A 19,784-nucleotide genomic window follows, 5' to 3' on the forward strand; every position below is an offset into this window, starting at 1 on the left:
CGGCCCGCGCCCGGGTGGCCCGGGACCGAGCGGCCCGGTGCCGCGGCAGCAGCGGGGAGGCCCGCAGGGGCCGCAGCCGCCGTTCCCGCCGCGCCCGCAGGGTCCCGGTGGTCCGCAGGGTCCCGGTGGTCCGCAGGGACCTCGACCGCAGGGCCCGACCGGTGAGGGGCCGCGCCCCTACCAGCAGCGGCCCCCGCGCGAGGACTGATCCCGCAACGAGAACGAGGCCCGATCCCCTTCCGGGGATCGGGCCTCGTCGCGTCGTACCTGTGGCGCCGTCAGGGCCGGGTGCCGGGCCCGGGCTCCTCGCCGGGTGCGGGACCCGCGCCGGGGGCGGACTCCTCTCCGGGGCGGGCCGACCGCCGTTCGGTGCGGGCCTCGTCGGCGGCGGCGGCCTTGGCGGCCTGCCGCAGCTCGATCGCGTCGCTCACTGCGTCGCCGAGCTCCCGCGCGACGTCGGCCACGGCGGTGGTGATGATGGTCGCGATCCGGCCGACGCGGATGGCCGTCGATTCGACGACCTCCTGCGCCGCGTCCTTGCGCCGCTCCAGCTTGCCCACGTCCGCGCCCTTCCGCCGAGGTCCTAGACCGACACCATCTCACGCTCGGCGGCCCGCTGCCAGCCCGCCTTGGCGAGGGCGCCGCGGGCGGCCTCCTCGTGCCGGGCACGCTCGATGGTGACGGACAGCTCCGGCTCCTGCTTGGTCCAGCGGTTCGGCAGGGAGAGCTTCGCGATCTTCTTCCACGTCGAGCCGAGCTGTCCTCGCAGCGAGCCGGTGTTGTAGGGCAGGCCGAACTCCTCGCACGTCGCGCGGACCTCGGCGGCGATCTCCGGGTAGCGGTTGGCGGGGATGTCGGGGAACAGGTGGTGCTCGATCTGGAAGCTCAGGTTGCCGCTGAGGATGTGGAACAGGCGGCCGCCGTCGATGTTCGCGGAGCCCAGCATCTGCCGGACGTACCACTCGCCGCGGGTCTCGTCGGCCGTCTCCTCCTTGGTGAAGGTCTGCACGCCCGACGGGAAGTGGCCGCAGAAGATGATGGAGAAGGTCCACAGGTTGCGGATCAGGTTCGCGGACATGTTGCCCAGGAAGGTGAGCGGGAACAGCGGGCCGGTGAGCGCCGGGTAGATCACGTAGTCCTTGAGCACCTGCTTGCCCGCCTTGCGGCGCATGCCGGCCACGAGTCCCTTGATGTCGCCCCACTTGCGCTCGCCCTTGACGATCCGCTCGGTCTCGAGGTCATGCAGCATGACGCCCCACTGGAAGAGCACCATGAGCGCACTCGCGTAGGCGAGGTTGCCCAGATAGTAGGGATTCCACTTCTGCTCCGGCGCCATCCGCAGGATGCCGTAGCCGATGTCGCGGTCCATGTCGAGGACGTTGGTGAAGGTGTGGTGCAGGTAGTTGTGGCTGTGCTTCCACTGATCGGCGGGGCACACGGTGTCCCACTCGAACTCGCGGGAATTCAGGCCGGGCTCACGCATCCAGTCGTACTGGCCGTGCATCACGTTGTGACCGATCTCCATGTTGTCGAGGATCTTCGACAGCCCGAGCGAGCCGACCGCCACCGGCCACAGCGGCGGCAGGTACATCATCGCGCGGCCGGCGACCTCGAAGCCGCGCTGCGCGCGCACGATCTTGTAGATGTACTCGCGGTCCTTGGCGCCCAGGTCGTTCAGGACGCGGGTGCGGATGGCGTCGAAGCGCTCCCCGATGATCTCGACCTGTTCGGCGGTGAGGGTGATCTGTTCGGTCATGGCGGAACTCCTTTCGAAGAAGGTTGGCTACAGCGCGATCTCGACGTCGCCGGCGGGCGCGCTGATGCAGACCTGGATGTGCTGGTCGGGCTCGTCGCTGCTCTCGCCCGTGAGGATGTTGGTGGTGCAGCCGGACTTGCGGATCGCGGTGCAGGAGAAGCAGATGCCCATGCGGCAGCCGCTCTCGGGGAACAGGCCGGACGACTCGGCCTGGTCGAGGATGCTGCGGCCGTCGTTGTCGACCTGGGTGCCGGACTCGGTGAAGCGCACCGTGCCGGTCGCCTCGCCCGACGGTGCCGCCGCCACGGGCGGGGTGAACTCCTCGATCCGCAGCTCGACCCCGGCGTCGGAGTACAGCTGTTTCGCGGCCTCGAGCAACGGGGCGGGGCCGCACGCGAAGCCGATGTCACCGAGGTCCTCGAGGTGCTCGGGTCCGAGGTGGCGGCCGCCGGCGCGGGTGTACTCGAAGGTCACCGAAACGTTCGGCAACTGCGCGAGACGCTCGAGTTCCTCGCGGTACGGGTTGTCGGCGCTGTCGCGGCAGAAGTGCAGGACATCGACCGCGCCGTCGTGCCCCTCGTCCACGAGCGTGCGCACCATCGAGAGTACGGGTGTCACGCCGCTGCCGCCGCTGATGAGGCGGATGTGCGCGGGGCGGTTTCCGGGCGTCCCGGGCAGCGTGAAGGTGCCGGCGGCGGGGGTCAGGCCGAGCACGTCGCCGACGGCGAGGTGCTCGCGGAGGTACTTACTGACGTGGCCGTCGGCGTCCGCGGTCACGGTGAACTCGAGGTCGCCACCCTGATGGTGCGAGCTCGCGGGCGAGAAGCAACGGGTCTGGCGGACACCGTCGATCACGACGCTGACCTGGATGAACTGTCCGGCCTCGAAGCCCTCGAACTGGCGGGTGGGCGCCACGGTGAAGGTCACGGTGCGGTCGGTTCGGCGGCTCACGGCGGTGACGCGGCCGCGGATGTCGGTCCACGTGACCATCGGGTCGATCAGCTCGAGGTAACGGTCGACGGCGTGGGGCGTGAGTACGGCCTCGACGAGAGATCCGGCGATTCGAGTGAAGCGGCTCATGGCTGTGTTTCTCCGTTCAGTGCACGCTTGTACACTCACAGTATGCCCGCAATCGTCCAGTCTTCGTCAAGGAGTTGTTCCGTGACCTCCGCCACAACCTCCGCGATAACGACGCGACGCAGGGGAGATAGACTCGAACCCATGCCCAGACCGTCCCCGCGCGCCGTCGAACGGCACACTCCGGGACCGTCGCGGGCGGAGGCCAAGGAGCGCACCCGCCAGACCCTCCTCGACGAGGCGCTGGCGCTGGCCGGTGAACGTTCGTTCGCGAGCCTGTCCCTGCGCGAGGTCGCCAAGGCGGCCGGAGTGGTGCCCACCGCCTTCTACCGCCACTTCGCCTCGATGGACGACCTCGGCGTCACCCTGGTCGAGGACGCGATGCGGGTGTTGCGCCGCATGCTCCGCGAGGGCCGGCGCGAGGGCGTGGCACCCAGTGGCGCGGAGGCGATCCGCATCGTCGCCCGGCAGGCCCGCGCCAACGACGCCGAGTTCCAGTTCCTCGTGCGCGAACGCTACGGCGGCTCGCCCGAGCTGCAGCGCGCGATCGACGTCGAACTACGCCTGTTCGCCAAGGAACTCACGCAGGACCTGTCGCGGATCCCCGCGCTGCGCGACTGGAGCGTCGAAGACCTCGACATGACCGCCGATCTCTACGTCACGATCATGCTGGGCTTCGTCGCCGAGCTGGTGCGCATCGACGCCCGCAACTCGCGCGACGAGGACGAGCTCATCGACCGCACCACCCGCCAGTTGACCGTCGTCGCCCTGGGTCTGGCCTCGTACCGGCCCCGCGAGCGTTAGGGCCCCCTGCTCCACGGTGAGCCGGCAGCGGTGGGTCGCCGATCCCCCACCCGACGTTCACTCCCCCACCGAACGCCGAATCCCCCACGCAGCGTTCACTCCCCCACCCGACGCCAGTCGTGAAGTAGGGGAGCGAACGTCCCCCACTCCGCGCCGACTCCCCCACCAGACGCCAACACCTCCCCCACCGCACGCCGAATCCACCACCCGACGTTCCTCTCCGGGCGTTCACCGCATCGCCACCCGACGATCACCTAGTTCCACTAACTTTCTTTGCATGCGCACTGCAACCCGCCTCGCGGGATCGGTCTTCGTGGCGCTCGGCGTCACCGTCGCGACCGTCTCCCCCGCCTCCGCCGCCCTGCCCACCTGCGCGCTGTCGTCCCTGCCCGCGCAGGCGGCCGACACCGTCGACCTCATTCATCAGGGCGGGCCGTTCCCGTACCCGAAGAACGACGGGGTGGTCTTCCAGAACCGCGAGGGGCTCCTCCCCGCGCAGGCCTCCGGCTACTACCACGAGTACACGGTGCCGACGCCCGGCTCGTCGACGCGCGGCGCGCGCCGCATCGTCACCGGCGGCACGCCCCTGACCTCCCCGCCGAACTGGTACTACACCGGCGACCACTACGCCTCCTTCTGCATCGTGACGGGAGTCTGAGTCGTGAAGACCTACACCGTGGACGGGCGTCGCGTGACCGGCGCAGACGACTTCTACACCGAGCTCGGCCGGGCCGTGAACGGCACCGACGGCTACTTCGGCAGCAACCTCGACGCACTCGTCGACTGCTTGCGCGGCGGCTTCGGCACCCCCGAGGACGAGCCCTTCGCCTTCCGCCTCACCCACGCCGACGACGTCCGAACCGCGCTCGGCGCGAAGCTCTACGCCGAGGTGCTCGACGTGTTCGCCACGTCGGGCGTCCCGCTCACGGCCGAGCCCGCCTAGTCCAGCCCGTTTTCCAAGGCGTAGCGCGCCAGCTCCACCCGGTTGCCCAGCTGGAGTTTGCGCAGCGTGGCCTGCACGTGGTTCTCGACGGTGCGGTGGCTCAGGTGCAGGCGGGTCGCGATCTGCTTGGCGGACAGGCCCTTCGCCACCAGCCGCAGCACCTCGGTCTCGCGGGCGGTGAGCGCGGGACCGGCGGGCTCCGGCGCCGACGCCATGCGCCGGAACTCGCCGAGCACCAGCCCCGCGAGTCCGGGCGTGAACACCGGCTGCCCGGCGGCGGTGGCGTGCACGGCGGCCACCAGCTCCTCCGCCGACGCGCTCTTGACCAGGTAGCCGCAGGCGCCGGCCTTGACGGCGTCGACCACGTCGTCGCGCTCGTCGGAGGCGGAGAGGATGAGGACCTGCGTCGTCGGCGCGGCCTCGAGGACGAGCGCGGTGCCGGCGGCACCGTTCCCGTCGGGCAAGGACATGTCCATGAGGACGACCCGCGGCTGCACGGCCTTGGCGATGCGCCCCGCCGCGGCCACCGAATCGGCGGTGCCGGCCACCACGAAGCCGCGCGCCTCGAGGTCGCGGGCCACCGCTTCGCGCCACATCGGGTGATCGTCGACGACCAGCACGGAGATGTCCGCCGGCTCCGCGTCCGGCCCGCTCACCGAGGTATCCACAATTCCCACTCGACCCCTTCATCCACGCCCGTCGTCAGTTCGGCGCGACCGCCCAGCGCCCGCATCCGCCCGACGATGGACTCCGACACCCCCAGTCTGCCCTCCGCGCGGGCGGCGTCGAGGCGTCCCGGCGCGATACCGGTCCCGTCGTCGCGCACGGTGACCAGCACGGCGTCGTCGACGTCCTCGAGCAGCAGGTACGAGCGCGCACCCGGCCCGGCATGACGCGCGGTGTTCTCGAGCGCGTTCCGCACCGCCGCGGCCACCTCGGCGGCAGGGCCGGCGGGCAGCAGCACGGCGCCGCCGGGCTCGGCGAGCGTCACCGTCGACGACGCCAGGGGCCGCAGCAGGTCCCGCAGGTCGACGGTGCCGTCGGCCTCGGGTTCCGGGGCCGGACCGGCCGGCGTCTCCGCGATCAGGTGCCGCAGCGCCCGCTCCTGCTGCGCGGCCAACGCACCGAGCGCACCCAGCTCGGTGCCGGGACCGCCGAGCTCGGCGCACCGTCGGGCCAGGAAGGCGAGGGCCTGCAGCACCCCGTCGTGCACCTCCCGGGCGAGGCGCTCGCGGGCGCGCGCCTCGGCGGCGACACGCTCGGCCTCGCGGAGCTTCTCCTGCGAGCGGACCGCGACGCGCGCCGCCACGCCGAGACCCAGGCCGACGGCCATGAAGACGGGGTAGTTGGCATCGCGGACGATGGTCTCCGGGAAGGTGCCGCGGTAGATCGCGTTGACGGCGGCGATCGCGACGCCGCCGATCATGCCGGCGACCGGGCCCCCGAGGATCGCCGCCGAGACCACCGGATTGGTCAACCACAGGGTGGTGGGCAGGGTCTGGTTGTGCGCGGTGAACTCGGGCGAGGCCACCCAGACGGTGCCGAGGGCCAGCACGGCGGCCGCGGCGAACTCCCCGATCACGAAAGCGCGGTTGCGCCCGAAGCCCCGCACGTAGCCGGTGCCGGCGACCAGGCTGACCGCCACGAGCGCGCCGATCATCACCCAGCTCCAGCCGATCCGGTCGTACCGGTCGGCCTCGTCGATCTGCCGGCCCACGGCGTACACGACGGACAGCGCGCGGAACCACTGGGCGCCTCGCCAGAGCGGCGCCCGGGGGTCGCCGTCGGACGCGCGGCCCCCCGCATCGGCGCCGGAGGGTTCGACGCGCCGCAGCCGCGATGCGAGGCGTTGCATGTGCCCACGGTAACCGCTGAGTAGGCTGGCGCCCGATGCAGGCAGACGACGAAGCGCCGTCCGGGGCCGAGGCCGCCGGCGGCCCGCCGCCCGAGGAGACGCCCTCGAAGGACACCGACCTCACCCGGCGACGGCTGCGGTGGGTCCGACGGGCCCTCCTGCTGGTGATCGCGATCGTCCTCGGGGTCGAGGCCTACTTGTTCGGGCCGACGGTCTCGAAGTCCATTCGCGAGCTGGAACACATCCAGTGGGAATGGGTTCTGGCCTGCGTGATCGCCGTCTTCTTCTCGATGGACTCGTTCGCCCAGGTGACGCGCGTCCTGCTCCGCTCGGCCGGGGTGAAGGTCACGCAGCGCCAGGCCCTGGGCCTGCAGCTCGCGTCCAACTCGGTCTCGCAGACCATGCCCGGCGGGCAGGTGCTCGCGCCGACCCTCGTCTACCGCCGTACCCGCATGTGGGGCGCCTCGCGGGTGGTCGCCGCGTGGCAGATCGTGATGAGCGGCCTCCTCATGTCCGCCGGCCTCGCGGTTCTCGGCTTGGTGGGCGCGCTCCTGGCCGGCGCGAAGTCGAGCCCGTACTCGGTGATGTTCTCGGTCGGCATGCTGGTGGTCTTCATCGTGCTGGTGCAGTACGTGGCCTCCCATCCCGACGGCCTGTACGTCGTGGGCGCGCGCATGATCCGCTGGGTCAACGACCTGCGCAACAAGCCGGAGGACGCCGGCCTCGCCCGCCTGCGCGAGGTGATCGAGCAGCTCCGGGCCGTGAAGATGAGCCGCCGCTACGGCGCGCAGGCCTTCGGCTGGTCGATGTTCAACTGGATCGCCGACGTCGCCTGCCTCGCCTTCGCCTGCTACGCCGTGGGCGATGCCCCCGGCCTCGCGGCCCTCGCGGGCGCCTACGCGGCGTCGAAGGTGGTCAACACCATCAGCCCCATCCCGGGCGGGCTCGGGCTCGTCGAGGCGGCGCTGGTTCCGGCGCTGGTCCTGGCCGGGATGCCCGCGAGCCAGGCCTTCACCGCGACGATCCTGTACCGCCTGATCAGCTTCGTCCTCGTGGTCATCGTCGGGTGGGTGGTCTTCTTCGTCTCCTACCGCAGCACGATGGACATCGATCCCGACGCCCTGGACAAGAACGGCGACAAGCCCGCCGAGGAGTCCGCCTCGGCGAGGGAGTCCGAGGAGGCCGGGGCCGCCCCGCCCGGGACCGCCGCCGCAGACCCGCCCGGGGTCACCGCCGCAGACCCGCCCCGGGCCGACGGACCGCCGGACGAGAGCGGACCGTCGGACGGCGGACCGTCGACCGGGAAGACCGGCCCCGAACAGCGGTTTTAGCGCGGCCCAACCGGCGGTCAAGAGCTCGGGGGCATCGTCTGTCCTGTGAGCGGACGCCCCGCACCGCTCACGGCGCCCCGGAGTGGAGGGGGGCGAGGGGGTTGGGCCCGGCCGGGGCCGCGGTCGGGAGGACCGCGCCCCGGCCGCGTGCCGTCACACCGCGCCGCGCCATCGGATTCCCGGCAGGAGCTTCAGATCAATTACCGTTGCCGTATGCGCATCCCGGTCATCGCCGCCCTCGACGTGGTCTTCGTCCTGCTGTTCGTGGTGATCGGCCGGTTCAATCACAATGAGGCGTTCTCGCCGTCCGGCTTCGCCGAGACCGCGTGGCCCTTCCTTCTCGCGCTGACCGTGGGCTGGGCCTTCACCTATGTGCTGGCCGCACTGCGCGGCCACGAGCCGGGCCGCGCCGCGACCTTCGCCCCGGGGCGCGTTTTTCCGGCCGGCGTCATCATCTGGATCTCGACGGTGGCCTTCGGCATGACGGCCCGCGGCCTGCTCACGTCGAAGGGCGTCGAGGTCAGCTTCGTCATCGTCGCGACCATCGCACTCGGCCTGTTCCTGCTGGGCTGGCGCACCGTCGCCGGCGTCGTCCTGTCCCGTCGGGCGAAGGCCTGGAAACAGACCGCCAAGACCGGCGCCTGAACCGGGCTACTTCAGATACGCGCCCGCGACCTGCAGCGACCCGGCGCCGGACCGCTCACCCGAGACCATGATCGCGAAGGCCTGGTCGCCGCGGTAGCCGATGAACCAGCCCGGCCCCTCGGGCCCGTTGGTGCCCACGAGGCCCTTCGCCTTGGTGGAGACGAGGTCGCCGCCGTCGCCCGACGGGGAGACGGTGGAGTCCATCTTCGCCCGCACCGCCTTGAGGATCTTCTCGTCGACGTCGCCGAGCGGGGCGCTGGGCTTCGCTGTCTGGCCCTGCACCACGTAGGGCGCGGTGGTCTTGCCCTTGGCGATCGCGGAGGCGAAGACGGCCATGCCGAAGGGGGTGGCCTTGACGGTGTCGGCGCCGAGTTCCGATGCGGGCCGCCCGCCCGTGCCGGGCAGCTGGGCGGTCGTCGTCTTCACCCCGGTCATGGCGAAATCGGTGCCCATGCCGAGCGGCGCGAGCAGGGCCGACTGCTTGCCGGTGTCGTTCCCCGCGGCCGCGTTGACCTCGCTGTAGAGCGGCGCGAGAACCGGACCGGTGGTGGAGAGGCCGTTCAAGGCCCAGTCGATCGCGATGCCGCTGGCCTGCGTGTTCTGCGCCGCGGCGAGCACGGCGCCGGTGGAGACGGAGAGCACCACCATCGCGGCGGGCTGCCCGAGCTGCACCACGGCGTTCTCGACGTCGAGTTGCACCTTGGGGTCCATCGCGGCCCGCAGGTCGGGACCGGGCGGGCCCTGGAAACCGACGATCTTGGTGGGCGGCTTCCCCCTCGTGAGCAGCTGCACTTCCCAGCCCGCGGTCGCGTCGCGGTTGGCCTGCCAGGCTCCCTTGATGCCCTCGAAGAGCGGGGAGAACAGCTGTCGGTTCGCGATGAGCAGGTCGCTGGCGGGAGCATCCTGCAGGCCGGGCACCGCGGTGAGGGCGTCGCCGAGCACGCCGAAGTCGTCGTCCCGCAGGTCCACGACCGGTATCGGCTGGCCGGGGTTCGCCTTCGCCTTCGCCGAGAGTGAGTCCACGGTGACGAGCGGCGCGACCGGGGAGACGATCTTGGCGACCCGGGTCATGCTGTCGGTGAGGTTCCTGGTCTTGTTCGGGTCGATGGTGAGCCGGTGCACCGTGCCGGCGAACATCAGCTCCGACTTGTCGGCGGCGAAGACCTTCGGCGGCCTGGCGTCGGTCCGGATCTGCCGGATCGTCGTATCGGGGGTCAGGCCCGGCGCGAGCACCGCGGGGTCCCAGGAGATGCGCCAGCCGATCGACAGCTGCGACGCACTCCCCTTGGTGGTGTAGTCCCAGTCGCGGCCGTCGCCGAAGTTCCAGTGCGTCTTCACGTCGAAGGTGGCGTTACCACCCGAGTAGCGCTGCACGTTGGTGGCCTTGACCTCCACGGACTTCGCGTTCATGTCGCGCAGCGTGCGGCCGATGACGGTGCCCGCCGTGTCGGGCGAGGAGGTGAAAGCGGCGGCCGCGACGGCCTTGCCCTCGCCCAGCGCCGAGCCGTAGCCGTCGAGCATCTGCTGCACCTCTTGGAGGGCGCCGTCGCCGCACGCGGCCAGCCCGGAGCCCAGCGCGAGGAGGAGCGCGGAGGCCATCGCGGCGGCGCCGTACCGTGCCCGGCCGCTGCGTCTCACGTGGTCTCCTCGCTGCTCAGAGTGCGTTTGGCATCCCTGGCCGCGAAGTTTACCTTTCCGCACATGTCATCCTTGGGATATGGATCGGTTGATGCGCTCCGCGGACCGCGCGGAATCGTCGATGCCCGGCGTGCGGTCACGCCACTGCTTCTCCTTCGGCGACCACTACGATCCGGACAATACGCACCACGGCGTCCTGCTCGCGTGCAATGCCGAGCAGGTCGCGGCGGGTACGGGCTTCGACACGCATCCGCACCGCGCCGTGGAGATCGTCACCTGGGTCCTGTCCGGTTCGCTCGTCCATCAGGACAGCGAGGGACACGCCGGACTGGTCCATCGCGGCCTCGCGCAGCGGATGAGCGCGGGCACCGGTGTGCAGCACTCCGAACGCAACGACCGACCCGACCCGGCGGGCGCCGACGTCCGGTTCGTCCAGATGTGGGTCGCGCCGGACGACCCGGGCGGCGCTCCGTCCTACGAGCAGCGGGAGGTGGACGCCGAACTCGCCGCCGGCGGGCTGGTCCCCGTCGCGTCCGGCGACCCGGGGCAGGACGCCGCGATCCGGATCGGCAACCGCGGCGCCACCCTGTTCGCGGCACGGCTCGCGCCGGGCGGCGCCGTCGACCTGCCCGACGCGCCCTTCGGGCACCTCTACCTCGCCGACGGTGCCGTGGCCGCCGAGTCCTCGTCGGGCTCGGTCGGGCTCACCGACGGCGACTCGCTGCGCACCGTCGGGGACGGGCGGCGCGTGACCGCCGGGCCCGACGGCGCCGAGCTCCTGTTCTGGCGCATGCGCACCCGCCTGGGCGGTTGAGCGGTTACGGCAGCGGCCGGTCCGAGGGCACGACGAGGTAGCTGGGCCGCTGCGGGTCGATGAGCACGTGCTGCGGCCGGAAGCGCGTTTCCGCCGTCACCGGGCCGAGCGTCATCGACTTGATCAGGTTCAGCGCGAAAACGTCGACCCGCAGGCGGTGACCCGGCTTGAGCACCGCGCTGACGGCGTGGGTGGCGATGTCGAGCTCCACCACCTGGCCCGGCTGGACGAGCTGCCGCTGCGCGATGTCCAGCTGGTAGTAGGGCGCCGTGTAGTCGCCGCCGGCCGTGCGGAGGCTGCGCGCCTCGTCGATCTGGCGCAAGGAGGTGGTCAGCTGCCCGGAACTGATGACCTCGGACCGGCCGTCGGGCGAGACGTCCGTGACCATGACGCTCCAGTAGGCGTCTCGGGCGTCCTGGGTCGTGGTCAGGTGCAGGTTGATCGGCCCCGAGATCACGGTCGGCTTCCCGACCGGTCGGGAGCTGAAGGTGAGGCCGTTCGTTTCGGCGACCCGGTTGTCGGCGGCGCAGCCCTGGAAGACGAGCAGGCCGAACATCGCCTGGCCGGTGTCGTTCGAGCACAGCGTCGACAGCCCCGGCCCGACGGTGCGCCGCGCCGCGATCTTCGGCGGTGCGGTCTGCAGGCTGTTGTCACTGAGCGAGCCGGGGGCCGAACCCGACGCAAGGCTGGAGAGGTACATGCGCTGGTACTTCTGGTCGGGTTCGGGGAAGGTCTCGCCCTGCCACCAGCCGCCCCCCTTGCGGTGCACCGTGACCGGCGCGTAGTCGTCGATGCCGTTGTCGACGTCCTTGAGCCACTTGTCGAACCACGCCTTCTGCAGCACGTCGGCGCGGGGAGGCTGGTTCACGCCACCCATGTCGTGCGTGACCGTCACGTGGTACGAGTCGCCCATGATGAGCTTCTTCTTGCTGTTCGGGAGGCTGCTCAGATCCGAGGGCAGACGCCACTCGGTGTTGGTGAACAGGTCGTGCCAGCCGCCGAGCGCGAAGGTCGGGGTGGTGATCCTGCCGAGCGGCGTGCGGTAGGCCGCGCGGAGCGGCGAGTCCTTGTCGATCAGTTCCTTGGTCTTCGGGTCCAGTTGCTCGACGGTGGGCGAGAAGACGCCGGAGAGCAGTTGCGGCACGAAGACCGCGGGGTTCTGGATCCGGTCGCGCAGCCACGTCCAGTCGAAGGTGCCGTTGAGCATCGAGCGCACGTCGGGGACGAACTTGAGGATGTTGACCAGCGCGAGCCACGGGCCGAGGAAGCCCACGCCGAGGCCGCCGCCGGGAGCGATGATGTCGGCCGCCAGATCGGCGCCCGGCACCACGGGGAACAGCGCCTGCAGGCCCTCCGGATTCTTCGAGGCCACCTGCAGCTGGTTGATGCCCGAGTAGGAGACGCCCGTCATGCCCATGCGGCCGTTGGTCCAGGGCTGCCCCCGCACCCAGTCCAGCACCTCGACGGTGTCCTGCTGCTCGCGCTGCGCGAAGACCTGCCAGACGCCCTGCGAGTTGCCGGTGCCGCGCACGTCGACCACGACCTGGGTGTAGCCGTTCTGGACGAGCTTGCGGTCGACGCCGGTGAAGGAGTTCGCCATGCCGCCGTTGAGCACGTCGCGCAGGTCGTTGACGCCCTCGATGGGCGTGCCGGCGAAGTTGAACAGGTTGAGGACGCCGATGAGTGCGTCGGAGAGCACAGGGGTGTTCACGGCGATCTGCGCCAGCGCGCTCACGAACTTCGTGTACGGCGTCAGGTTCACGATGGTCGGGGTCTTCGTCGTGATCGCCCGGCCCGCGGCGTCGGCGGGCCGGAAGACGTTCGCCTTGAGGACGGTGCCGTCGGACATGCGGATCGGCACGTCCCAGTCCACGGTCATGCCCGGGTACTGGGTCGGGCCGTCGTGCGAGGCGATCCACTCGGGGTTGATCATCCCCGCGACACCGGGCCCCGGTTTCCCCGGCTCGGCACCCGATCGCGCCACGAGTCCGGGTGCGCTGATGCTCGCTCCGAGCAGCACGAGTGCCGTGAGCAGGGCGGCGAGGGCCAGCCGCAGTCGCGGATGTGTCAGCCTCATCACAGATTCCCCTTGCCTCCTCCGCCACGATCAGGCCAACCCTGATAGCGGTTTACCTCGCTCCGCACGCTAACGGTGTGCGGCGCCACAGGAGCATGGGACCGTAGCTTTTCCCACCAGGTGAGAGCGGAGGGTGTCGGCTGGCAGGATGGACGGGTGACGACTTCCCCCGCTCTGGACCTCAGCCACGTCGACGCCGGCATCCGCGTGCAGGACGACCTGTTCGGGCATGTCAACGGTACCTGGCTGGACACGCACGAGATCCCCGCCGACCGTTCCACCGACGGCGCCTTCTACGCCCTCCGCGACGCCGCCGAGGCGACGGTGCGCACCATCGTCGAGGACTGCGCCGCGGACGCGGGCGCGACCGGGAACACCGCGCGGATCGGCGACCTCTACGCGAGCTTCATGGACACCGGGGCGATCGCGGCCGCCGGCCTCGCGCCGCTGGCCGACGAACTGGCGGAGGTCCGGTGGGCGAAGTCCCCGTCGGAGCTGGTGACGGTCCTCGGGCGCCTGCAGCGCACCGGCGTCAGCGGGCTGCTCGGCTACTACGTGGACACCGATGCCAAGCGCTCCGACCGTTACCTGGTCAACCTGGTGCAGAGCGGCATCTCGCTGCCCGATGAGGCCTACTACCGCGAGGATCAGTACGCGCCGGTGCGGGAGAAGTTCGTAGCGCACGTCGCCGCCACCTTCCGCCTGGCCGGCGAGGTGCTCGAGGGCATCGTCACGCCGGGCGAGGAGGACGCGGCCGCGGCGCGGGTCCTCGAGCTGGAGACGGCGATCGCCGCCGGGCACTGGGACGTGGTCGCCCGCCGCGACGCCGACAAGGGCTACAACCTGCGCAGCTTCGCCGAACTCGAGGCCGAGGCGCCGGGGCTCGCGCCCTCCGCGTGGGTCGCGGCCGTCACCGGTTCCGACGGTGCCGCCGCGGCCGGCGCCGTCTTCGCCGAGGTGAACGTGCGGCAGCCGTCCTTCGCGGCGCACGCCGCGAACCTCCTCACCGACCGCCCGCTCCACCAGTGGCGCACCTGGCTCGCGTGGCGGGTGCTGCACGCGCGCAGCCCCTTCCTCACCGACGCCCTCGTCGACGAGCATTTCGCCTTCTACGGCACCGTGCTCACCGGCACGCCGGAGATCCGCGACCGGTGGAAGCGCGGCGTGACGCTGGTCGAGCAGTATCTGGGCTTCGCCGTGGGCGAGCTCTACACCGCGCAGCACTTCCCCGCGGACTCCAAGGAGCGGATGCAGGCGCTGGTCGCCGACCTGGTGGAGGCCTACCGCCGGCGGATCTCCGACCTGCCCTGGATGACGCCCGCCACGCGCGAGCGCGCCCTGGAGAAGCTGGGCAAGTTCACCCCGAAGATCGGCTACCCGGACGTCGCGCGCGACTACTCGGGACTGCAGATCCGCCGCGATGACCTGATCGGCAACCTGCGTCGCGGAGAGGCCTTCGAACACGACCGCGAGTTCGCCAAGATCGGCGCGCCCGTCGACCGCGACGAGTGGTTCATGACGCCGCAGACCGTGAACGCCTACTACAACCCCGGCATGAACGAGATCGTCTTCCCGGCCGCGATCCTGCAGCCGCCGTTCTTCTCCCCCACCGCCGACGATGCCGTGAACTACGGCGGCATCGGCGCCGTGATCGGGCACGAGATCGGCCACGGCTTCGACGATCAGGGCGCCAAGTACGACGGTGACGGCAACCTCGAGGATTGGTGGACCGACGCCGACCGGGAGGAGTTCGGCAAGCGCACGACGGCGCTCATCGAGCAGTACGACGCGCTGGTGCCGCGGGACCTGGCGGACGAGCCGGGCGGCACCGAGCACCACGTCAACGGCGGCTTCACAGTGGGTGAGAACATCGGCGACCTCGGCGGTCTCGGCATCGCCATCGCCGCGTACGCGATCGCGCGCGAGCGGGCCGGCGGCACCGTCGACGACGAGTCCACCCGCATCGACGACTTGACCGGCCTGCAGCGGTTGTTCTTCAGCTGGGGCGTAGTGTGGCGGGGCAAGTCGCGGCCCGAGGAGGCGATCCGGAGGCTCGCGATCGACCCGCACTCGCCCGCCGAATTCCGTTGCAATGCCGTCGTCTCGAACATCGACGCCTTCTACGACGCGTTCGACGTCGATGCCGGGGATCGCCTGTTTTTGGACCGCGACCGCCGCGTCTCGATATGGTGACCACCGATCAGTAACTTCCTGCGAACGACCGTCCAGCAACCGGCGGATACCCAAGCAATGACCCCGCACCGATCGGCGCGGAGAACGGGTGGCCGTGCACTCTCGTAAACAGACCAGCGAACAACTCCCTTCCGTCCTCGGTGTCGTCCACGAATCACCCGAGGTCCCGCTCGAAGAATTGACCCTCAGCGAGCGGATGGGCGAGATCGCGAGAATGTTGCGCGAGCAATCCGGAGATTCGGAGTCACTGCTCACCGCCGCGACCCAGTTCGCGGTCGAGCAGGTGCCCGGCGCGGACTTCGCCTGTGTGACCCTGGTCGACCCCAAGGGTGGCATCGCCTATCCCGTGGTCATCGGCGACGAGGCGCAGCGCGTCGCCGACGTGCAGCGCGACCTGGACGAGGGGCCCAGCGTGGGCGCGACCTTCGAGTCGACCACCATCCTCCTGCTGGAGGACACCGCCACCGACGACCGCTGGCCGCAGTTCGCCGCCGCCGCGAACGCCGCCGGCGTCGGCTCCATCCTGTCGTTCTGCCTCTACGTGCAGAACGACGCCTACGGCACGCTCGACCTCATGGCCCGCGAAGCGAACGCCTTCGACGCCGAATCCATCTCGATCGGCTCCCTCTACGCCGTGCACGCGGCGGTCGCCTTCTCGGCCGTGCGCGAGAAGGAGCAGATCCGCGCCGCGCTGACCACGCGTGACGTGATCGGGCAGGCGAAGGGCATGATCATGGAGCGCTACAAGCTGGACTCGGACGCCGCCTTCCGGCTCCTCGCCCGCCTCTCCCAGGACAGCAACGTCCGCCTCGCCGAGGTCGCCCAGCAGGTCATCGAGGCCGGGCCCGAGTAGGCCGACGGTCCGCTGTCGGCCGCACCTCCGTCCCCTGCGCGACGGCCGAATCTCCAGCGGGGACCCGGCACTCGGCCTCGCCGAGCCGAATCCGCACGCCGGTCAGCAGCGTCCCCGCCGCAGCCATGCGTCGCACGCATGGCCGCCGCGCGCAAACCTCTCCCTCCCACCGATCGGCCTGCGGACCATCCGCGCTCAAATACGGCTCGCCGGCCTCACCGGCTGCAGACAGAAGGGCCGGCACCGTCTCTCGACGGTGCCGGCCCTTTCCGCGTTCAGGTGCGAGCGCGCGACCTACTCGTAGGTCTCGCCGGCCTCGGCCTTGGCGACCAGCGAGGCGGGCGGGGTGAACTGCTCGCCGTACTTGCCGGCCAGGAACTCGGCCTGCTTGACGAAGGCCTTCGGACCGGTGAGGCCCTCGGCGGGCGTGCCCGGGCGACCCTCGTAGCCGTTGATGTACTGCAGCACACCGCCGGTCCACGCAGGGAATCCGATGCCGAAGATCGAGCCGATGTTGGCGTCGGCGACGGACGTGAGCACGCCCTCATCGAAGCAACGGACGGTCTCGATCGACTCGATGAAGAGCATGCGCTCCTGGAGCTCGGCGAAGTCCGGCTTCACGGAGCCCGACTTGAAGTGCTCCTGGAAGCCCTTCCACAGGCCGGTGCGCTTGCCGTCGGCGTAGTCGTAGAAGCCCGCGCCGTCCTTCTTGGACGTACGGCCGTTCTCGACCATCCAGTCGACCACGGCGAAGGCACCGTGCTGCGGCACGTCCTTGCCCTCGGCCTTGAGCGCGGTCTCGGTGGCGAGGCGGATCTTCTGCATCAGCGTCAGCGTCAGCTCGTCCGCCAGCTGCAGCGGCGCCGCCGGGTAGCCGGCCTGCTGGCCCGCCTGCTCCAGGTACACCGGGTCGACGCCCTCACCGATGGCCGCAAGGGCCTCGTTGATGAACGTGCCGATGACCCGCGAGGTGAAGAAGCCTCGGCTGTCGTGGACCACGATCGGGGTCTTCTTGATCTGCAGCGTGTAGTCGATGACCTTGGCCAGCACCGCATCCGAGGTCTTCGCGCCGCGGATGATCTCGACCAGCGGCATCTTGTCCACGGGGGAGAAGAAGTGGATACCGATGAAGTCCTCCTGGCGCTTCACACCCTCCGCGAGGATGGTGATCGGCAGCGTGGAGGTGTTCGAGCCGAGGATGGCGTCCGGCTCGACGATGTCCTCGATCTCCTGGAAGACCTTGTTCTTGACCTCGACGGACTCGAAGGCGGCCTCGATCACGAGGTCGACGCCCGCGAAGTCCTGCGGGTCGATCGTGGGGGTGATCCGGGCGAGCAGCGCGTCGGACTTCTCCTTCGTGGTGCGGCCCTTCGCCAGCGCCTTCTCCTCCAGCTTGACGCTGTAGTCCTTGCCCCGCTCGGCGGCGGCCTGGTCGATGTCCTTGAGCACGACCTCGATCCCGGCCTTCGCGGAGACGTACGCGATGGCGGCGCCCATCATGCCGGCGCCGATGACGCCGACCTTCTTGGCGGTGTACTTGTCGTAGCCGTCGGGCCGCGAGCCGCCACCGTTGATGTGCTGCAGATCGAAGAAGAACGCCTTGATCATGTTCTTGCTCACCTGGCCGGTGGCCAGGTTCGTGAAGTAGCGCGACTCGATCTCGAGAGCGGTGTCGAAGTCGACGTAGGTTCCCTCGAACGCGGCGGCCATGATCGCCTTCGGCGCGGGCATCGGCGCGCCCTTGATCTGCTTGCGCAGGTTGGCCGGGAAGGCCGGGGCGTTGGGGGCCAGCAGCTTGTCGATCGGCGACCCACCGGGGATCTCGTAGCCCTTGTTGTCCCAGGGCTGCACGCCGCCCTCGGGGTTGGCCTTGATCCACGCCTTGGCGGCGGGGAGCAGCTCGTCGACGGTGCCGACGACCTCGTTGACGAGGCCGGTCTGCTGCGCCTTGGTCGGGTTCATCTGCGTGCCCTGGAGCAGGACGCCCATGAGCGCGCCCTGCAGGCCGAGCATCCGCACGGTGCGGGTCACGCCGCCGCCGCCGGGGAGCAGGCCCAGGCTGACCTCGGGGAGGCCGATCTTGCTGCCCTTGGCGTCGGCCGCGATGCGGTAGTTGGCGGCGAGGGCGATCTCGAGGCCACCGCCGAGCGCGGCGCCGTTGATGGCGGCCACGACGGGCTTGGGCAGCTTCTCCAGGCGCCGGAGGTCCTTCTTGATCTCCTGGACGTTGTCGAAGACCTGCTGCGCGTCGGCCTTGGTGGCCTTGCGGATCTCGGTCAGGTTGCCGCCGGCGAAGAAGGTCTTCTTCGCGGAGGTGATGACGACACCGGTGATGGACTCGACCTCGGCCTCAAGGCGGTCCACGGTGGCGCGCATGGACGTGCCGTACAGCTCGTTCATGGTGTTCGCGGAGCTGGTCGGATCGTCCATCGTCAGCACGACGATGCCGTCGGCGTCCTGCTCCCAGCGGATCATGTTGTCAGACATGGTTCTTTGTCTCTCCTGTTGTTCCGGCGGGCGTCAGACGCGCTCGATGATGGTGGCCGAGCCCATGCCGCCGGCGATGCACAGCGTGATGAGGCCGTAGCGGCCGCCCGTACGCTCCAGCTCGTCGAGCACGGTGCCCACCAGCATGGCGCCGGTGGCGCCGAGGGGGTGGCCCAGCGCGATGGCGCCGCCGTTGACGTTGACCTGCTCGCGGTCGAGCTTGAAGTCCTTCATCCACTTGAGGACCACGGAGGCGAAGGCCTCGTTGAGCTCCCAGACGTCGATGTCGTCCTTGGTCAGGCCGGCCTTGGCCAGCACCTTCTCGGTGGCCGGCGTCGGGCCGGTCAGCATGATCGTCGGGTCGGCGCCGGTCGACGCGGTGGCGACGATGCGGCCGCGCGGGGTCAGGCCGGCCTTCTTGCCACCGGCCTCGTTGCCGACGAGGACCAGCGCGGCACCGTCGACGATGCCCGAGCTGTTGCCACCCGTGTGGACGTGGTCGATCTTCTCCACCGTGGTGTAGCGCTGCAGCGCGACGGCGTCGAAGCCGCCCATCTCGCCGATCACGGTGAACGCGGGGCGCAGCTTGCCGAGGTCGGCGGCGGTGGTGCCGGGGCGACGGTGCTCGTCGTTGTCGAGCACGACGAGGCCGTTCTGGTCCTTCACAGGCACGACCGACTTGGCGAAGCGGCCCTCGTCCCAGGCCTTCGCGGCGAGCTCCTGCGACTGCGCCGAGTACTCGTCGACGTCGTCGCGGGAGAAGCCCTCGATGGTCGCGATCAGGTCGGCACCGATGCCCTGGGGCGCGATGTAGTTGTCGTAGCTGTACTGCGGGTCGTAGAACAGGGCACCGAAGTCGGAGCCCATCGGCACGCGGGACATCGACTCCACGCCACCGGCGAGGACCAGGTCGTCGCCCAGGGCCGAGCCGACCTTCTGCGCGGCGATGTTGGTCGCTTCGAGGCCCGAGGCGCAGAAGCGGTTGATCTGCACGCCCGCGACGGTGTCCGGCAGGCCGGCCACGATGGAGGCGGTGCGGGCGATATCGGCGCCCTGCTCGCCCACCGGCGAGACGACGCCGAGCACGATGTCGTCGACGGACGCGGGATCGAGCTCCGGGTTGCGGTCCTTGATCTCGTCGATCAGGCCGACCACGAGATCGGTGGGCTTGATGGCGGTCAGCGAACCGCCCTTGAGCTTGCCACGGGGCGTGCGGATCGCCTCGTAGATGAATGCGTCAGACACTTCGGTCTACCCGTCCTTTCGAAGAAGGTGTTCCCGACCCCCGCGGATACCGCGAAGCCCGGCACT

Annotated in this window: 17 protein-coding genes; 8 read left to right on the forward strand and 9 right to left on the reverse strand. The window is 70.3% G+C overall.

Annotation, left to right across the window (positions count from 1 at the left end; translation table 11 throughout):
- Positions 1-278: 278 nt before the first annotated feature.
- The 3 genes from FK529_RS19190 to FK529_RS19200 are packed head-to-tail and all read right to left on the reverse strand — an operon-like array spanning position 279 to position 2,836.
- The gene (locus FK529_RS19190) at positions 279-560 is read right to left on the reverse strand and encodes a hypothetical protein (protein WP_146564186.1); all 282 of its coding nucleotides are present in this window, start codon (positions 558-560) and stop codon (positions 279-281) included.
- Positions 561-583: 23 nt separating this feature from the next.
- Entirely contained in the window at positions 584-1,756 is a 1,173-nt protein-coding gene (locus FK529_RS19195) for a fatty acid desaturase family protein (protein WP_146564188.1), read from the reverse strand.
- Positions 1,757-1,783: 27 nt separating this feature from the next.
- Positions 1,784-2,836, reverse strand: a complete 1,053-nt coding sequence (locus FK529_RS19200) for a ferredoxin reductase (RefSeq protein WP_146564190.1) — start codon at positions 2,834-2,836, stop codon at positions 1,784-1,786.
- Positions 2,837-2,977: 141 nt separating this feature from the next.
- Between FK529_RS19200 and FK529_RS19205 the strand changes: the two genes are divergently transcribed.
- The 3 genes from FK529_RS19205 (at position 2,978) to FK529_RS19215 (ending at position 4,580) form a co-directional block, all read left to right on the forward strand.
- Positions 2,978-3,637: a TetR family transcriptional regulator gene (locus FK529_RS19205; protein WP_146564192.1), complete on the forward strand. Its 660-nt coding sequence runs from the start codon at positions 2,978-2,980 to the stop codon at positions 3,635-3,637.
- Between the two features lie 277 nt (positions 3,638-3,914).
- Complete coding sequence (locus FK529_RS19210; RefSeq protein WP_146564194.1) at positions 3,915-4,295, forward strand: guanyl-specific ribonuclease; 381 nt, start codon at positions 3,915-3,917, stop codon at positions 4,293-4,295.
- Positions 4,296-4,298: 3 nt separating this feature from the next.
- Positions 4,299-4,580 carry a barstar family protein gene (locus FK529_RS19215; protein ID WP_146564196.1) on the forward strand — a complete coding sequence of 94 codons (282 nt, stop codon included), beginning with the start codon at positions 4,299-4,301 and terminating at the stop codon, positions 4,578-4,580.
- On the opposite strand, the gene FK529_RS19220 is transcribed toward FK529_RS19215, so the two are convergent.
- Positions 4,577-5,236 carry a response regulator gene (locus tag FK529_RS19220; protein WP_146564198.1) on the reverse strand — a complete coding sequence of 220 codons (660 nt, stop codon included), beginning with the start codon at positions 5,234-5,236 and terminating at the stop codon, positions 4,577-4,579. The two genes, FK529_RS19215 and FK529_RS19220, sit on opposite strands and share 4 nt — an antisense overlap.
- Positions 5,233-6,435 carry a MacS family sensor histidine kinase gene (gene macS / locus FK529_RS19225; RefSeq protein ID WP_231703181.1) on the reverse strand — a complete coding sequence of 401 codons (1,203 nt, stop codon included), beginning with the start codon at positions 6,433-6,435 and terminating at the stop codon, positions 5,233-5,235. Before macS ends, FK529_RS19220 begins: the two co-directional genes overlap by 4 nt.
- A 35-nt stretch (positions 6,436-6,470) precedes the next feature.
- Between macS and FK529_RS19230 the strand changes: the two genes are divergently transcribed.
- Both FK529_RS19230 and FK529_RS19235 read left to right on the forward strand, forming a co-directional pair.
- A complete protein-coding gene (locus FK529_RS19230; RefSeq protein ID WP_146564200.1) occupies positions 6,471-7,766 on the forward strand; it encodes a lysylphosphatidylglycerol synthase transmembrane domain-containing protein in 1,296 nt (431 codons plus the stop codon).
- Positions 7,767-7,979: 213 nt separating this feature from the next.
- A complete protein-coding gene (locus FK529_RS19235; protein WP_166436440.1) occupies positions 7,980-8,411 on the forward strand; it encodes a DUF3054 domain-containing protein in 432 nt (143 codons plus the stop codon).
- 6 nt (positions 8,412-8,417) lie between these two features.
- On the opposite strand, the gene FK529_RS19240 is transcribed toward FK529_RS19235, so the two are convergent.
- Positions 8,418-10,049 (reverse strand): NTF2-like N-terminal transpeptidase domain-containing protein, encoded by a 1,632-nt coding sequence (locus FK529_RS19240; protein WP_146564202.1) that lies wholly within the window; start codon positions 10,047-10,049, stop codon positions 8,418-8,420.
- 79 nt (positions 10,050-10,128) lie between these two features.
- Between FK529_RS19240 and FK529_RS19245 the strand changes: the two genes are divergently transcribed.
- On the forward strand, positions 10,129-10,863 hold the full coding sequence (locus tag FK529_RS19245) for a pirin family protein (protein WP_146564204.1): 735 nt from the start codon (positions 10,129-10,131) through the stop codon (positions 10,861-10,863).
- A 4-nt stretch (positions 10,864-10,867) separates the two neighbouring features.
- Here the strand turns inward: FK529_RS19245 and FK529_RS19250 are convergent, their stop codons facing one another.
- The gene (locus FK529_RS19250; protein WP_231703182.1) at positions 10,868-12,940 is read right to left on the reverse strand and encodes a CocE/NonD family hydrolase; all 2,073 of its coding nucleotides are present in this window, start codon (positions 12,938-12,940) and stop codon (positions 10,868-10,870) included.
- Between the two features lie 156 nt (positions 12,941-13,096).
- Here FK529_RS19250 and FK529_RS19255 point away from each other — a divergent pair, with 156 nt between their 5' ends.
- Both FK529_RS19255 and FK529_RS19260 read left to right on the forward strand, forming a co-directional pair.
- Positions 13,097-15,133: a M13 family metallopeptidase gene (locus FK529_RS19255; RefSeq protein WP_146564206.1), complete on the forward strand. Its 2,037-nt coding sequence runs from the start codon at positions 13,097-13,099 to the stop codon at positions 15,131-15,133.
- Positions 15,134-15,311: 178 nt separating this feature from the next.
- Positions 15,312-15,986 (forward strand): GAF and ANTAR domain-containing protein, encoded by a 675-nt coding sequence (locus tag FK529_RS19260; RefSeq protein WP_146564208.1) that lies wholly within the window; start codon positions 15,312-15,314, stop codon positions 15,984-15,986.
- 294 nt (positions 15,987-16,280) lie between these two features.
- Here the strand turns inward: FK529_RS19260 and FK529_RS19265 are convergent, their stop codons facing one another.
- The gene (locus tag FK529_RS19265; RefSeq protein ID WP_146564210.1) at positions 16,281-18,473 is read right to left on the reverse strand and encodes a 3-hydroxyacyl-CoA dehydrogenase NAD-binding domain-containing protein; all 2,193 of its coding nucleotides are present in this window, start codon (positions 18,471-18,473) and stop codon (positions 16,281-16,283) included.
- A gap of 33 nt (positions 18,474-18,506) precedes the next feature.
- The gene (locus tag FK529_RS19270; protein ID WP_146564212.1) at positions 18,507-19,718 is read right to left on the reverse strand and encodes an acetyl-CoA C-acetyltransferase; all 1,212 of its coding nucleotides are present in this window, start codon (positions 19,716-19,718) and stop codon (positions 18,507-18,509) included.
- Between the last annotated feature and the right edge of the window lie 66 nt (positions 19,719-19,784).

It is taken from the genome of Tsukamurella asaccharolytica (assembly GCF_007858435.1).
Taxonomy (GTDB): Bacteria; Actinomycetota; Actinomycetes; order Mycobacteriales; family Mycobacteriaceae; genus Tsukamurella; species Tsukamurella asaccharolytica.